The following is a 15,533-nucleotide window of genomic DNA, read 5'->3' as shown; positions in this document are numbered from 1 at the left end:
CTACCGCTTGTTATGATGTCGCAACTATTTAGAGAGAAAGATACTGCTGCTTACTTTATTGATTCAACTAAACTATCTATATACTACACAAAACTTACAAGTAATAATTAAATATTTGGTAATCTTGTTAAAATAGCAATAAGCAGTTATAGGGAATCTATAGAGTATTCATTACATCTTGTAATTAATCATAAAGAAATAATTATGACAATTAAATTACTAAAGCTAATAGTACTAATTTATCAACAATAGGTGATATAATAACTGAATTACAAAACAAAATCTTTGATGATAAAAGATATATATCCAAAGATTAATTTAATAACTTATATTCTCATGAGTTACCTTTATTTACAGGAAATACAGAAAAAATGAAAATCATTTGTTAGATATAGAAGACATAGTTTTATTATGTAAAAGATCGTTATAGTTTCTTGTACTTGATCACCATAATTATAGCTGCCTATTTCTTGCTCTCATTTTATCAGCACTTCATCTCCAAAATATTGCTATTCCTTACCTTGAAGTCATTAACTTAAAAAAGTGATCTTGAACATCAATAGTCGTAATTTTAAATTATACCATAAGTTACTATTACTAAGTGTGATGATCATCAATAATGAATATATCTCATCCCTCTTCTATTGCTGAGTATCTAACAATAAGTTAGAAATCTAAAATTATTAACAGTAGTTAAAAATTTACTTTTTTGGTTATGAGCTCTAATCAAAACTATCATCATACCAATCAAAATTTAAAATAAAACACCCCCTCTAATTAAGTATTTATGCTAAGTATCTATAAATAGCTTTAGAAGTCATAATTCTTTTAGATCAATTCCAAGAAAAGCAGACCAAGCTACGCTAACACAAATATATTTTAAACTCCTTGGAGGTATATCAATTATTATATCACATTCTTAATATTGCACTTAAATAATCACTAACCATATACTCAGGTAATACTCCATGGATTAATAATATTAAATACCTTAATTATAAAACTGTGCAAATTTTGTCTTAAAATCGAACTTAATAACTCTTTTGAATAAACCATGTTTCATTTGTTACTAGAGATAAAATATCATATAATGATTAAATCACATTATGACAAGTTGATTTTCTAAGCTATCCTGGCAAGGTAAATCAAGTTATAGTATAACATATTATCACAAACTACCACAAAACTTAGTTGTGATTAATACCTCACAGTATATAATTTTTAAAAAAATATTTATACCTATGAAGTTATTACAAATTATTTTTATCATTATTACAGGCAGCATTAATTTTTCTATATTTGCTAAAAATGCTGATACTATAACAGAAAATATTGAGAATGATGTATTTACAATTGTTAACAATAATATTCCAGTGTTAAATATCAATAATCCTATTAACAATATTTCAAAATTTAAAAACTATAAGAACGGTAAAATTATTGCTTTAAATAAAATTACAGCTACCTCTCAAGAGATTACTTTTAAAATTGGAGAAGAAAAATATTTTGGTAACATAAAAATTAAATTACATAAATGTATAAAAAATCTTGATCCTTATAATGAAGATAATTACCTATTAATGACTGTAACTGAATATAAGATTGACGAAGACCCTAAATTACTTTTCCAAGGATGGATGACTTCTGCTAGCATTTCACTTTCAACATTCGAACATCCAATATATGAAATTTTTGCTAAAGATTGTTTTTAGATGCAATATTTAATTCCAAGTTTAATATTTATAATCCCTAGTCTAGGTATGCTTGCTGGCTTATCGGTATCAGCTACAGTAGCAATTTTTCTGTTATGTAATATCTTACAAAATAGACAATATTTATTTGATAAAAAATTTTTTACTAATTACAAGAGAGAATTATTATTTACTATTTGGTGTTTACTATCTTGTTCACTTACTAGCTTAATTACTTTTACTCAGGTTTTTATTATATTATTTCTTGGGATTATGGTTAGTAATTTTCCTCCGTTGCAAGACCGTCAGCGTCTTAAAATTTCTCTAATACTCGGTATTCTCATGGCAATGTTATTATTCTTTATAGAATATTCTTCTAAGGGCTTTTTAGTTAAAATATTCAAGCCTAATTTTAACCTATATATGTTAGATCGAGGTTGCGCTTTACTATCAATTACTACTTGGATAGCAATTATAATTTTAATTGCTATCCACAAAGGGCATCATGCACTCATACTCTATATATTAGTGCTTTATTTACTAAATACTTCTGATAGCTTAGCAAGTTTTTTAGGATTTATTATTGGCGGAATAGTATTTATTTCAGCTAAATTCATAAAACCAATATTTTTCAAGTTAGTTACGCTTGGTTTAATAACTGGCTCATTACTATTTCCTATTATAGCTAAACAAATAAATCCAGAATATTTATCAGAAAAATATTTAGCAACTCATAATTCAGCTGCACATCGTCTATTTATTTGGCATTTTGTAGCAAACAAAATAGCTAAGAAGCCGTTTTTAGGTTATGGTTTTGCTTCTTCTAAATACATAGCAGTTGAAGGTAGTGAAATTATCAATTACAAAGGTGAAAAATGGCATCCACTCCCTTTACATCCCCACAATAACATATTACAAATTACTCTTGAACTTGGCATAATAGGGTTAATATTATTTTTAACTCTCATTTATAAATATCTAAAACAAATTGATAATATAAAAAATGATAATTATAGTGCAGCATCTTATGCATGCTTTATAAATTATTATGTTATAGGTATGATTTCATATAATATTTGGCAAATATGGTGGATATCAAGCGGTATTTGGGTACTAATTTTAATTAAGTTATTAGTTAAGGCAGATATAAATTACTGATAATGAGTTCTTTTTAAACTCGCTTATAGGAAAGAGTCTTAATGAAACACATAGAACACAGAACGATGAATAAGTATGTGAAGATTAGAACACAGGATCGACATACAAAATTACCCATAAGTAGAGTTTCAAAAGAACTCTATTGATAATTGACACTATTTGATGTAAATTACAGATGAAATATAACAAATAAAAAAGTATATGCTACAAGGAGCCAAATTTTTACAAGAATATTTACCAATTGCTGTATTTTTCGGTATTGCGGTATTAGTTTCGAGCTTCATAATGATTCTGCCGAACCTGTTATCAACCAAAAAATATAATAAAGATAAGCTAGAACCTTATGAATGTGGCTTTGAGCCTTTTAGCAATGCAAGATCAAAATTTGATATACGTTTTTATTTAGTTGCTATTTTATTTATTATTTTTGACCTTGAAATTACATTCTTAGTTCCTTGGGCTATTAGTCTTAATACAATAGGCAAAACAGGTTTTTTCTCAATGATATTTTTCTTATTAGTACTTATTATTGGGTTTGTATATGAATGGAAAAAAGGAGCTTTAGATTTAGATTAATATGAAAAGTAATTTTTATAGGAAAGATGAGCTATTAAATAATGAACCTTCAAACCGAGGTTTTTTGCTGACTAAAATTGATGATGTGATTGGCTGGGCACGTGCGAATTCTTTATGGCCAATGACTTTTGGGCTTGCTTGTTGCGCTGTTGAGATGATGCAAGCAGCAGCAAGTAGATATGACATGGATCGTTTTGGTATGTTATTTAGAGCAAGTCCTCGTCAATCAGATCTTATGATAGTTGCTGGTACATTAACCAATAAAATGGCACCTGCACTGCGTAAAGTATATGATCAAATGCCTGAACCAAAATGGGTAATTTCAATGGGAAGTTGTGCTAATGGCGGCGGTTATTATCATTTCTCTTATTCAGTAGTGCGTGGTTGTGACCGTATTGTACCAGTTGACATATATGTCCCTGGCTGTCCTCCTACAGCTGAAGCATTAATTTATGGTCTTATGCAGTTACAAAAAAAAATTAAACGTACTACAGGTTTTAAGCATGGATAAAATCATTGAACAGTTTGCAGCCAAATCTAGTATTTTAATAACACCTACAACAGTTAAAGATTATTCAGCTTATACAATTGAGCAAAGTTTCTTATTACAATTTTTAAAAATTTTAAAAGAGTCAGAAGATTTACGCTTTACGATATTAACAGATTTATTTGGCGCTGACTTTCCTAAAAGACATAAAAGATTTGAAGTAGTTTATAATTTACTCAGTTTAAAATTAAATAAGCGTCTTATGATAAAAGTACATATATCTGAAAAAGAAAGCATACCTTCAGCAATGCGCATCTTTAGTGCTGCTTGCTGGTATGAACGTGAAATTTATGATATGTATGGAATAAAATTTGATGATAATGATGATAAGAGGCGTATACTTACTGACTATGAATTTGAAGGACATCCTCTACGTAAAGATTTTCCATTAGTTGGTTACACGCAAGTTAAATATAATGAAAAATTAAAGAAGGTAGCTTATGAACCGGTTAATTTAGATATAGAATATCGTGAGTTTGATTTTAGCTCGCACTGGCACAGCCCATCTTATGTTTTACCAGGTGATGAGAAAGCTGTTAATGTTATTCGAACCAAGAGCTTGGATCCAGAGTAAAAATATTTAATGTAATATACAAAACTACAAATTTTATAGAATAAAAAAATACATAGTAACAACTAAATATTATGCCAAATAATACTAAAAGTATCACATTAAATCTTGGTCCGCAGCATCCAGCAACTCATGGCGTATTGCGCCTAATCCTTGAAATGGATGGAGAAGTAGTTAATAATGCTGATCCTCATATAGGGTTACTTCATCGTGGTACCGAAAAACTTATCGAACATAAAACATATTTGCAAGCTATACCATATTTTGATCGTCTTGATTATGTCTCACCTATGTGCCAGGAACATGCTTTTGCTTTAGCTGTTGAATCTCTATTAGAATGCAAAGTACCACGCAGAGCACAGTTTATCAGGGTATTATTCTCAGAATTAACAAGAATTTTGAATCATACTTTAAATATAGGTAGTCAAGCTTTAGATATTGGTGCGACTACTCCTTTATTGTGGCTATTTGAAGAGCGTGAAAAAATCATGGAATTTTATGAGCGTGTTTCTGGCTCTCGCATGCACTCAAATTATTTTAGACCTGGTGGGGTGGCTGAAGATTTACCTTATGGCTTACTTGAAGATATAGATAAGTTTATCCAGCAATTTCCCCCTAAACTTCAAGATATAGAAAATTTATTAAATGAAAATAGGTTGTGGAAACAGCGTTTAGTAGATATTGGTGTCGTTTCTCAAAAGGATGCGATGGACTGGGGATTTTCAGGCCCAATGCTTAGAGGATCAGGGATAGCTTGGGATTTACGTAAGTCAAACCCTTATGATATATATAATGAAATAGATTTTGAGGTCCCAATAGGCAAAAACGGTGATTGTTATGATAGATATTTAGTACGTGTGCTTGAAATGTATGAATCTATTAAGATAATCAAGCAATGTATAGAAAAAATGCCACAAGGTGCAGTTAAAACTGATGATCCCAAAGTAACACCACCAACTCGAGCTAAAATGAAAGAATCAATGGAAGCAATGATACATCATTTTAAACTTTATACAGAAGGTTATGAGGTTCCAGCTGGTGAAACATATAAAGCCGTAGAAGCTCCCAAAGGAGAATTCGGCGTGTATTTATATTCTATAGGAAATAATAAGCCTTATAGATGCCGTATTAAAGCCCCAGGCTTTGCTCACTTGCAAGGACTTAATTTTATGTCGAAAGGTCATTTAATGGCAGATGTTATTACTATAATAGCTACACTTGATATTGTGTTTGGAGAGATTGATCGATGAGTATAATACTTTTCTTTGAATAATATTACGCAGTACTATTCAAAGAAGTAAACAATGGGTAATAAAGGCTTCTATCTTTGTTAGAATATGTTTTTATTTTATAATAAAATTATTACTCTTCATTTATTAGGAGTATATGAGTACAAAAATTACAGATTTTATCTTTAATAAGGAAAATTTAAGTTTAGCAGCAGAAATTATAAAAAAATATCCAACGGAAGGCAAAAGAAGTGCTATATTACCACTTCTTGATTTAGCACAACGTCAAAATGGTGGCTGGCTTTCTATTCCTGCTATCGAATATGTAGCTATTATGCTTGAAATGCCTTATATCCGGGCTTACGAGATTGCAACTTTTTATACTATGTTTAACTTAAAACCTGTTGGTAAATACCATATACAAGTATGCACTACTACCCCTTGTTGGCTTCGTGGCAGTGACGATATAATGAAAATTTGTAGAAAAAAACTTGGTATAAAAGATGGTGAATTAACTTCCAATAAGCAATTTAGCTTAATTGAGATCGAATGTCTAGGAGCATGTGTGAATGCGCCAGTAGTACAGATCAACGATGATTATTATGAAGATCTCACTGAAGAAAAAATGGTAAATATAATAGATAAACTTCAAAATGACTAAAATCTTGTTACTACTAATTAAGTTTTACCAATATTTTATTTCTCCACTACTCGGTAATAATTGCCGTTTCCATCCTACCTGTTCTGAATACGCTAAAGAGGCAATAGCATTGTACGGTATTGCTAAAGGATTATGGCTTACTTTCAAGAGAATAATCAGATGCCAACCATTTTGTAATGGAGGATATGATGCAGTTCCGAGTCAAAACTATAAATAATATAAAATCTTGTGTTTTCTAAGATCACAAAATTCACAAGAGTTTCTTTACATTTTAATTATTATTAAATATGTGTAAGATAAAAACTAAACAAAGAAAGAATTTATGAGAAAAAATACTTCTCAATTATGGACACTCCCGCAGTGATTTTTGACAAAGCATATTAAAGCTCTAGCAGGAATAAAACACCCATTAAGCTTTTGAAAATTATAATTAGTACGGCTTGTCTAACAAATAAAGATAAATTTTTATATTATATTTAAAATGATAACAGCAAAACTTATTCCAATAAAAGAATAAATAGTCTAGTTAATTAAGCGACGAATTACCATATAAACTCTAAATATTAATTTTAATATTTCATATAAAGTAAAATAACAATATCTAGAATGTAGTAACACTATTATTAGAATATAATATATCTATTTAAAACTTTTTTAATAATAGAGGAGTTACTCAATAAAATCTTTTAGAAAAAGCAAAATAAAAAGATAATACTTAAAATTAATGGATTAATAGAATTATATAATGCTATACATTAGAGTTAACCTGTTGGTGATATTTCTAATTATCATTATCCTATTGATAAAATGCAGCATGATCAAAATCTCTATTTCCTTGGTTAGGGGTGACTAAAACAAATATTTATAATAATGAGTTTAATTCCATTATCTCGTGAATTTTTTTCTCGAGAAACTAACATAGTAAGTACTGAATTACTGGGCAAAATACTATATTTTCAAAGTAAAATAGCAATTATTACTGAAACGGAAAGCTATATAGGACAAGACGATCCAGCTTGTCATGCTGCAAGAGGTAAAACAAAAAGAACAGATGTAATGTTTGGTCCAGCAGGCTTTAGCTATGTTTATTTAATCTACGGTATGTATTATTGTTTAAATTTTATAACTGAAATGGAAGGTTACCCAGCTGCAACTTTAATAAGAGGAGTGCATGTTATTTCTCCTGAAAACCGGAATCTGAATGGTCCAGGTAAATTATGCAAATATCTAGGAATTAATATTTCTCATAATAAATGCGATATAACTAATAATACTGAATTTTTTGTTAGCGATACTAACTTAAGACCTGTATACTCTACTACTACACGTATAGGTATTACTAAAGGTCTTGATAAATTATGGCGTTATGTGATTACCAATCCAATTGATTTAACAAAAATAAAATTAATATAGTTTCTCAATATTAGCAGCTGTAAGGTAAATGGACTACAGAAATATTTTATCTAATATAAACAAGATTATAAATGGTCATACTAAACCTACATGAAATTTTATTTAGAAAAGTTTAGTACTAACTAATAAATAATTACATTTGATTGCTTACCTATAAAGGCTTAATACGCCAAAGTAATAACCTTATAGAAACTAGGTTTATAATTGTTCTTTCCTTCTCTCATTAATTGTCATTCATGCTATGCTACAACCTTACATATAATTTAAAATATCCAAATAAATTTTAGATCTTAACCCTTCACTGCAAGCCAACTTACACTATCTGCAAGCATCATTCACAATATAGACCAATAGATCAATACAAAATCTGTAGATAATATGCACATACTTCCAACTATCCCTAATAAAAATTCACTAAAGCTTCTAAGTGCTTATTTTTTTAATTATTAGGAATAATATATTTTTTAAATACCTAACACAAAAACTCATCAAAACAATATTTATTATGAGGAATAAAACAACCTTAGGAGCACGATAAACAAAATCAATTATATGCTCACACATACGAGCATACCTGTAAATTAAAGTTATTAAATAATTAATATTTTCAGCTATGTTACATTTAAATATTACTACATGCTCTGCTGAATATTTATGGCATATGCTATGCTAGCAATTAAAACATTTATTCAAATATCTTTCTTTAGATAATTAGTTGCTGCACCTCATGCTATATATTTCTCTTGCTCAAAATTTTTAATTCTTTACCATTCAATGTTTTCATAAAAACCTATTAATGTTTTTAGATATTCTTAAGTAGCTTTCCAGCTTACCATGATCATCTTTAGAAAAATCCTGCCCTATATAATTATTTTCTATTGTTGAAATTATTTCTTCAAAACTTACCATTCATTTATTAATTTACGATTTTTCCTAGCAGAAAAGTTATCATTAAATCTATCATCCTAAAATAATATATAATGTATGCTTTAAACATTATATCTCTGTTTCTGCTAAAGCTATGCTAGAATCTGCACTCTTAGTAATTTTTTCGATTTTTAACCGAGCTTCCCGTAGTTTTTTTTCACAGTAATTTTTAAGTAAAATGCCTCTTTCAAAACTATTCACAGCATCTTCTAAGCTCTCTTGTCCATTATCTATTTTCTTTACAATATCCTCAAGTTCACTTAAAGCTTCTTCAAAACTAATATTTTTTTCTAAAGTTTTTGTTGTATTCATATGTTTTTTGCTCTTTAATGGTTAGGAGAATTAGTATTTTCCTCTGTTTGTAGCATAAACAATTGTTTTAGCTCACTACTATCAAAAGTTTTCTTAGGAGCGAAAACACTCCCTTGCATTTTTATATTAAGATGTGCCAGAGTATCTTGGCCTGAACTCAGATTTGACATATTTGGAACATTTGACTTAACAAGCGCTACAGGCACATAAAATGATAAAATACTAGATGCATCCATATCAAAATTATATATATTAATTGCAAAAGATGCTGTACCAGCGCTATATTGTGTTGCAAACTTTATATTCTTTAACAGGGCAATACCTTTCTGTAGTTCAATATCACCTCTTACCCCTCTAATATTCCCTTGCCCTATTGTTATAGCATGATTTATATCATAATCAAGATTTTGCACTTTATAATCATGTGCATTAATTTTCTCTATAAAAGAATCAATTGCGAAATTATTAACATTTATATTATTTATAGCAAATTGTGATTTTGTAGTAAGATTATATAATTGACTTTGCAAAGTATTACCATTAGTGCCTAAATTACCGTTTATACTTGCTTCTCCGTCTAAAGTAGGAAATATTTTAGGAAAAAGTTTTGAAACTTTATCTAAACCTATCGTATTCAAAGCATATACGAAATTGATAGAATAAGGTTCTAATAAAATATTACCACTTCCTTGAAATTTGCCGCCTAATAATTCTGCTTCAATATTATTGAATTGCAATAGATTATTATTATTTGCTACATAAAATTTAACATTTTTCAATACTAAATCATTTTGTGATAATGTTGATAATTGGCCATAAAGCTGCAATGTAGCTTTACCTAAACTATAATTATTTACTAACTTATTCCTTAAGATGAGTATTCCAGCAGGCGATAATAAATCAGTAGTAAGATTACCATCTTTAACTTCTATGATTAAAGATGGTAGTACACTAGATGTATCTAAGTTCCAACTAGTAGATAAATAATTATCATTAGTTTTAAAATCTAAATTACTAATTTTTATATTAGCTGGCATAATTTTGACTAACAAATTCATTTTATCAAATATATGATCATTATACTTAACACTATCTACCAAAATATCTAAATTAGCTAAATACCCTATTGTTCTAATAGGAATGAATTTACTTAGATAATCTAGACTTTTCATATCTTTAGTTAAATTTTCTATAAATTCAATAAGTGGCGAAATTATTGGATATTTTTGACTGTTTAAGTCAAGCGAGGATATATTAAACGTAGCATTTAAACGAGGTGTTGAAGCAATAAACTTACTAGAAAAATTGCCTGATAAATTTAAATTATCTGTTTTTAGTAACAAATTCCTAAATAATAAATCTATTAAAGTTAGTTTTAACTCCGATGATAAAGTAAATGGAGTGGATTCTTTAACGGCAACATCATTAAATCCTAAGATATTAAGTAATGAATTTATATCATAATATTTTAAGTATACATATCCATCAAACATACTTCTAACAGAATTCTGTGTTACATCGCCAACAAGCTTAAATTCTCCACCTGATTTAATATTACCTGAAAACTTATTTATTTTTAAAGTACCTTTGAGTAAATTAGAAGCAAAAACTATTTTTTCTAACGCCTCATTATTATTTAGAATTATTTCATCAATTGTAATGTCTACTTTTAGTAATTTATCAGCAAAAATAAACCTAATATTTGAAGGTGTAGTATCAAATGTTACTGAAGTATTTGTAAAAGGTAGTTGGCTCAAATCTATTTGAGGAAAATTTAATTTAACAGTATTGTTAACATAATCATTCTTGGCAATATTAATAAAGCCGTTACCAGTAATAAAAGATGATGCTATAATTATATCTCTTAACTGTATTTCATTTTCAGTATTCAAAATATTAAATTTAATATTTATAGGCTCATTTTGATTAATTTTGTTAAAAATATGACTTAAGTCTGGTAATATACTATACATTAGCGACGCTAGACTTCTAATTTGACATTCCCCACTACCGCTACTAAGCTTAAAATCTTTATAAACTTGTGATAACTTAAAACTATAATCATTATTATAGATGTTAAAGCTAAGATTTACTATATCGTCATGCTTATTAATTAAAGCTGAAATTTTGCCTATATAGTTACTTGTAGCCTTTAATATATAATTAGATGATAAGGCATTTTCTTTTTCTAATAAGCAATTACTAAAGCTTAAAATGGAGTAATCTTGTGTATTGATAATACTTAAATTAGTAACATTCAAATTTATATTTTGTAATTTAAATTTAAAGAAATTCTTTATTAAATCTTCATGGTTATAAACATTTAATATAGAATTTGAATAAAATTTAGCATCTAATATTTCTATTTTATTAATTTTAGGATTAAATTTTATAAGCGACCATATTGAGAAATGAATTTTAATCTGCTCTAACTCTAGCTTTCCATCTTCTTTTATTGATTCAATAATTAAATAAGGCAAGGGAAACTTATTCATCTTTGTTTTTTTGGTATTTTCTTTTGCAATACCCAAATAACTAATAAAATTATCAGTAACCGAATTATAATTAACAAGAGACAATGCACACCAAATTATAAATAACAGTAATGAAAAACAAACTATGGTGCCGGTAACTATTTTTTTTATCATGCCTAAAAATCTGTTAAAAAACTTCTTAAATATATTATTATATATAACTATCAAAATTTAAAGGCAAATTAATGAATTTTTTAGAAAATTTAATTTTAGTCGGTGTAATAAAATTATGTCATGGAATTAAAGGTCATGTAATCTTAAAATCTTTTACCTCACCTGCTACAAAAATATTTGAAAGAAATTTAGTAAATGAATCAGGAGAAAATATAAATATTAAGCTAATTAGAAAAAATACTAAAGGAGAATTAATTTGCACATTTAATGATATATCTAATAGAAATGAAGCAGAAAATTTAAAAGGCTACAAACTATTTTGTTTAAGATCAAGTTTGCCGGAATTAGACAAAGATGAATTTTACATAGCAGATTTAAATAATCTACCGATACTTGATCAAGCTTATAAAGAAATCGGTAAAATTAAGAATATTTTGAATTTTGGTGCTGGTGATATAATTGAAGTAGAATTTTTAGATCAGGTAACAGAATTACTACCTTTCAATAAGGAATTTTTTCCAATAATCACTCATGATTATGTGATTTTAAATTATAAAAGAGAAACATAATCATATTTACTTTAAATTCTTGATGTCTTATTTTTTTAACCTGTTGACTTAACTGTTACATCAAGTTGTTAGTCTATTTTACAAGCCAACTATTTTCAAATAACTCCCCAAAACTCCAAGGATCAGTATTATTGTTATATGCGATTATAAAATACTAATAATGTATATTATTTATTACTTTCTACATAGTGCTATCCAACATAAAATAAGCAAAAAGCTATATTAATGATCAGGAATACTTTGATGTTCCAAGAGGAAAATAAGTAACCATCTTCATTATTAAATTTAGCAGAAAATAAAATAAATATAGATTGTCTATACTTTTTCTATTTTAAGAACTTTAAGAAAAAAAGATTTTATATGTAGTGGTAAATGTATTTGAAAAAATACTTTAGCAACTAAAGCATTTTCAGATGCACTACGCATAATTTCATCATGCTTAGGTTTTTTAAACAAAAAATTATTTACTATCAATAAAATGCACAATACAAAATTTTTTATTATTAAGTATATCTAAATATATAGATTTTTATAATCAAAGGTAAAGAAATTATATAAATTTGACAATCAAAGCTAAATTTGCATTTATATATAATAGTTAAATTATTTCATGATAAAGGTTAAGCCATATGCCTAAAGCTTTTAAATATTCACTTATTACACTAATAAGTATAATATTATTATTGATCGTAATTCCATTTTTTATTCCTTTAAATAATTATAAAGGAATAATAATTAATAAGATCAAAGAAGCAACGAATAGGGATTTAATAATTAATGGCGATATAAAATTATCTTTATTACCAAATCCTGCTATATCAATAACTGAAATCAAATTATCTTCAATAAAAGGTACAAAAGAGCCATATTTAGTTTATATTGAAAATGCCAAAGCTTCTTTAAGATTTTTACCTCTCTTAAATGGTATAATTGAAATAGCAACTATAGAATTACAAAAACCGATCATAAATCTAGAATTTTTAAGTAACGGACAAAAAAATTGGCAATTTACTACAGCTAATAGTAATAAAACAAACAATAAGATAAGCACACAAGTAGCATCGAATGATAAAGTTTTAGAACTGCCTATTTTGATCAATCATTTAAAAATAGTAAAAGGTAAAATACTGTATATAAAAAGCGGCAATAAAACAATATTCAATAATATTAATCTAGATACTAAAATTAAAAGCCTTAAAGGACCAATATATTTTACTTTAGCATTAGATGCTCTAGAACAAAAAATTAATATAGATGGTAATATTGAAGAAATCGGTAAAACAATTCCACTAAATATTAATATTAATCTGGCCAGTGAAAAAATTAAAATCGAAGGAAAATTTGATAGCGAAAATAATTCTTTTATAGGTAATGCAAATGTTAAAGGTAATACTAAAAATTTAGGTATTTCAACTGAGTTACAAAATGATTATGAGCTAACCGCCTCCATTACTGCTGATAATACAAATTTCACCATCAAAGATGGTAAATTTCATTATACAAATATAGAACTACTTGCAAATTTAAATTATGATATAAAACATAATAATCTAAAATCAAATATTATTGCAAATCCAGGAAATATAATCACTGAAATTAGCTTTAATCTGGATAAAGCAAATATTTTTAATGGCAAAGTTAAACTACACGCAGATAATTTAAAACCTCTATTTAATGCTCTAAATCTAAAAACCGATAAATTACCACCTATTATTGATCAAAAGCTTATGCTTACTTCTAATGTAATTTATAATTCACAAGTAATAACTATGCAAAATATTAATTTATCGGCTGCAAATAGTAATGTCACTGGAAGTGTTGAACTTAAAAACCCAATGCAAGATATTACTATTTCTTATAATTTAAAAATTAATAACTTTACATCATTTATAGCTCTACTTGGAATCAATAATATAGACCATATTAGCATATTACAACTAAACGGCGAAATACAAAAAGCTAAAGAGATATTCCATATAAATAACAAAATATCAATTTTTAATAATAATATATTGACCAAAGGTCAGATTAATTTAGCTGGACAAAAACCAAGCTTTGATCTTAATTTGTATAGCCCATTAATTAATTTAGAGAAAATTATCTCAAGCCACCGTTATACTTCTACCTCAAATAACGCTCATACTGCAGCTAATCATAATGTTTCTGTGCTCTCAAATAACTCTCCTTGGTCAAATAATCCTATTAATTTGTCTTTTTTAAGCACAATCGAAGGGCAATTATCTGCAGATATTGACAAACTAACTAACAACTCATTAATAATAAATAATTTAAAAGCAAAATTAACCATTACTGGAGATAAATTAAATATTAACTCAGTTAATGCAAATATTTACAATGGTGAACTTAGGGCAAATGGTTATATAAGCTCCGGAAAAGATCAAAACGCAGCAATTAAAATTGATTTTAAAAATGCTTATCTAAAGAACTTAACACCACAAAGAGGTAAAATCAAAATAACTGATGGACAGTTAAGCTTTAAAGCTGATCTTAACTCTAGCGGTAATAGCATTTATACATATATTCATAATCTAAATGGACAATTTAATATAAATAGCCACTACGGGAAAATAAGTGGATTTGATTTAAATCACATCGTTGATACAATAAATAATGCTAAAAATACTGAAGGATTTTTACACATTATTAATAGTTCCTTTAGCGGCGGAGCTACATCTTTCAATAATTTCATTGTAAGCGGAAATATAGAACGCGGTATAGTTAAGTTAAGTGAATGCACCTTAGATGCTTCTCCTGCTAAAGCAAATACAAATGGACAAATTAACTTACCACAACATATAATGGATATTAGTGCAAGCATTACTATTTCTGATTTGCCACCTATAACTATCAAATTATATGGACTCATAAACAACCCGCAGCATAAATTAGATATTCAGGCCCTTCAAACTTATTTAGTTAATAATGTATTTAATAGTATTATTAAAGACTTTAAAAGTGGCGCAAAAAAACCAGAAAATATAATTAAAGATGCTTTAGGTTTTAGGAAAAAAAAGAATACTCATACAGATGAACAGAATAATTCACAACCGGCAAACCAACTTAACGATCCTGTAAACAAGCTTCTACAAAAAAGTCTCAAGAAATTATTTAAAATCAAGTAACTGCTTTATTATACGATTTTTTACTACTGATACCTCTATACTGTAAAAATCATATAAAACATTAAAATAAATACTTTTCAAAAGTATT

14 protein-coding genes are annotated in these 15,533 nt (G+C 27.5%); 11 read left to right on the top strand and 3 right to left on the bottom strand.

Annotation, left to right across the window (positions count from 1 at the left end):
* Nucleotides 1-1,241 precede the first annotated feature (1,241 nt).
* From AC27F4_RS01155 to AC27F4_RS01115, 9 genes are all read left to right on the top strand, one after another.
* Complete coding sequence (locus tag AC27F4_RS01155) at nucleotides 1,242-1,712, top strand: DUF2155 domain-containing protein (RefSeq protein WP_487061255.1); 471 nt, start codon at nucleotides 1,242-1,244, stop codon at nucleotides 1,710-1,712.
* Nucleotides 1,713-2,849 (top strand): O-antigen ligase family protein, encoded by a 1,137-nt coding sequence (locus AC27F4_RS01150; protein ID WP_487061253.1) that lies wholly within the window; start codon nucleotides 1,713-1,715, stop codon nucleotides 2,847-2,849.
* Nucleotides 2,850-3,050: 201 nt separating this feature from the next.
* Complete coding sequence (locus tag AC27F4_RS01145) at nucleotides 3,051-3,425, top strand: NADH-quinone oxidoreductase subunit A (protein WP_487061251.1); 375 nt, start codon at nucleotides 3,051-3,053, stop codon at nucleotides 3,423-3,425.
* 1 nt (nucleotide 3,426) lies between these two features.
* Nucleotides 3,427-3,936, top strand: a complete 510-nt coding sequence (locus tag AC27F4_RS01140; protein ID WP_487061249.1) for a NuoB/complex I 20 kDa subunit family protein — start codon at nucleotides 3,427-3,429, stop codon at nucleotides 3,934-3,936.
* Entirely contained in the window at nucleotides 3,929-4,546 is a 618-nt protein-coding gene (locus tag AC27F4_RS01135; RefSeq protein WP_487061247.1) for an NADH-quinone oxidoreductase subunit C, read from the top strand. Before AC27F4_RS01140 ends, AC27F4_RS01135 begins: the two co-directional genes overlap by 8 nt.
* Before the next feature lie 71 nt (nucleotides 4,547-4,617).
* Nucleotides 4,618-5,793 carry an NADH dehydrogenase (quinone) subunit D gene (gene nuoD / locus AC27F4_RS01130; protein ID WP_487061245.1) on the top strand — a complete coding sequence of 392 codons (1,176 nt, stop codon included), beginning with the start codon at nucleotides 4,618-4,620 and terminating at the stop codon, nucleotides 5,791-5,793.
* Nucleotides 5,794-5,929: 136 nt separating this feature from the next.
* On the top strand, nucleotides 5,930-6,433 hold the full coding sequence (nuoE, locus tag AC27F4_RS01125) for an NADH-quinone oxidoreductase subunit NuoE (protein WP_487061243.1): 504 nt from the start codon (nucleotides 5,930-5,932) through the stop codon (nucleotides 6,431-6,433).
* Nucleotides 6,426-6,650 carry a membrane protein insertion efficiency factor YidD gene (gene yidD, locus AC27F4_RS01120; protein ID WP_487061241.1) on the top strand — a complete coding sequence of 75 codons (225 nt, stop codon included), beginning with the start codon at nucleotides 6,426-6,428 and terminating at the stop codon, nucleotides 6,648-6,650. The genes nuoE and yidD overlap by 8 nt, the downstream gene beginning before the upstream one ends.
* Nucleotides 6,651-7,303: 653 nt before the next feature.
* Nucleotides 7,304-7,846, top strand: a complete 543-nt coding sequence (locus AC27F4_RS01115) for a DNA-3-methyladenine glycosylase (protein ID WP_487061239.1) — start codon at nucleotides 7,304-7,306, stop codon at nucleotides 7,844-7,846.
* Nucleotides 7,847-8,842: 996 nt separating this feature from the next.
* On the opposite strand, the gene AC27F4_RS01110 is transcribed toward AC27F4_RS01115, so the two are convergent.
* Entirely contained in the window at nucleotides 8,843-9,085 is a 243-nt protein-coding gene (locus tag AC27F4_RS01110; RefSeq protein ID WP_487061237.1) for an exodeoxyribonuclease VII small subunit, read from the bottom strand.
* A 14-nt stretch (nucleotides 9,086-9,099) separates the two neighbouring features.
* Complete coding sequence (locus tag AC27F4_RS01105; RefSeq protein ID WP_487061235.1) at nucleotides 9,100-11,733, bottom strand: exodeoxyribonuclease 7 small subunit; 2,634 nt, start codon at nucleotides 11,731-11,733, stop codon at nucleotides 9,100-9,102.
* 71 nt (nucleotides 11,734-11,804) lie between these two features.
* On the opposite strand from AC27F4_RS01105, the gene rimM reads away from it, so the two are divergent.
* The gene (rimM, locus tag AC27F4_RS01100) at nucleotides 11,805-12,302 is read left to right on the top strand and encodes a ribosome maturation factor RimM (RefSeq protein WP_487061233.1); all 498 of its coding nucleotides are present in this window, start codon (nucleotides 11,805-11,807) and stop codon (nucleotides 12,300-12,302) included.
* A gap of 315 nt (nucleotides 12,303-12,617) precedes the next feature.
* Here rimM and AC27F4_RS01095 read toward each other — a convergent pair whose 3' ends face one another.
* Complete coding sequence (locus AC27F4_RS01095; RefSeq protein ID WP_487061231.1) at nucleotides 12,618-12,758, bottom strand: hypothetical protein; 141 nt, start codon at nucleotides 12,756-12,758, stop codon at nucleotides 12,618-12,620.
* A gap of 173 nt (nucleotides 12,759-12,931) precedes the next feature.
* On the opposite strand from AC27F4_RS01095, the gene AC27F4_RS01090 reads away from it, so the two are divergent.
* Nucleotides 12,932-15,445 (top strand): AsmA family protein, encoded by a 2,514-nt coding sequence (locus AC27F4_RS01090; RefSeq protein WP_487061229.1) that lies wholly within the window; start codon nucleotides 12,932-12,934, stop codon nucleotides 15,443-15,445.
* Nucleotides 15,446-15,533: the final 88 nt, after the last annotated feature.

It is taken from the genome of Candidatus Rickettsia mendelii (genome assembly GCF_057543435.1).
Note: the sequence above shows the minus strand (reverse complement) of the source record. Positions and strands in the feature narration are given on the sequence as shown.

Excerpts from the sequence above, each read along its gene's own strand:
- nuoD (WP_487061245.1), top strand. The coding sequence starts at position 4,618 with ATGCCAAATAATACTAAAAGTATCACATTAAATCTTGGTCCGCAGCAT.
- AC27F4_RS01155 (WP_487061255.1), top strand. The coding sequence starts at position 1,242 with ATGAAGTTATTACAAATTATTTTTATCATTATTACAGGCAGCATTAAT.
- AC27F4_RS01145 (WP_487061251.1), top strand. The coding sequence starts at position 3,051 with ATGCTACAAGGAGCCAAATTTTTACAAGAATATTTACCAATTGCTGTA.
- AC27F4_RS01115 (WP_487061239.1), top strand. The coding sequence starts at position 7,304 with ATGAGTTTAATTCCATTATCTCGTGAATTTTTTTCTCGAGAAACTAAC.
- AC27F4_RS01110 (WP_487061237.1), bottom strand. The coding sequence starts at position 9,085 with ATGAATACAACAAAAACTTTAGAAAAAAATATTAGTTTTGAAGAAGCT.
- AC27F4_RS01090 (WP_487061229.1), top strand. The coding sequence starts at position 12,932 with ATGCCTAAAGCTTTTAAATATTCACTTATTACACTAATAAGTATAATA.
- nuoE (WP_487061243.1), top strand. The coding sequence starts at position 5,930 with ATGAGTACAAAAATTACAGATTTTATCTTTAATAAGGAAAATTTAAGT.
- rimM (WP_487061233.1), top strand. The coding sequence starts at position 11,805 with ATGAATTTTTTAGAAAATTTAATTTTAGTCGGTGTAATAAAATTATGT.
- AC27F4_RS01150 (WP_487061253.1), top strand. The coding sequence starts at position 1,713 with ATGCAATATTTAATTCCAAGTTTAATATTTATAATCCCTAGTCTAGGT.
- yidD (WP_487061241.1), top strand. The coding sequence starts at position 6,426 with ATGACTAAAATCTTGTTACTACTAATTAAGTTTTACCAATATTTTATT.
- AC27F4_RS01135 (WP_487061247.1), top strand. The coding sequence starts at position 3,929 with ATGGATAAAATCATTGAACAGTTTGCAGCCAAATCTAGTATTTTAATA.
- AC27F4_RS01140 (WP_487061249.1), top strand. The coding sequence starts at position 3,427 with ATGAAAAGTAATTTTTATAGGAAAGATGAGCTATTAAATAATGAACCT.
- AC27F4_RS01105 (WP_487061235.1), bottom strand. The coding sequence starts at position 11,733 with ATGATAAAAAAAATAGTTACCGGCACCATAGTTTGTTTTTCATTACTG.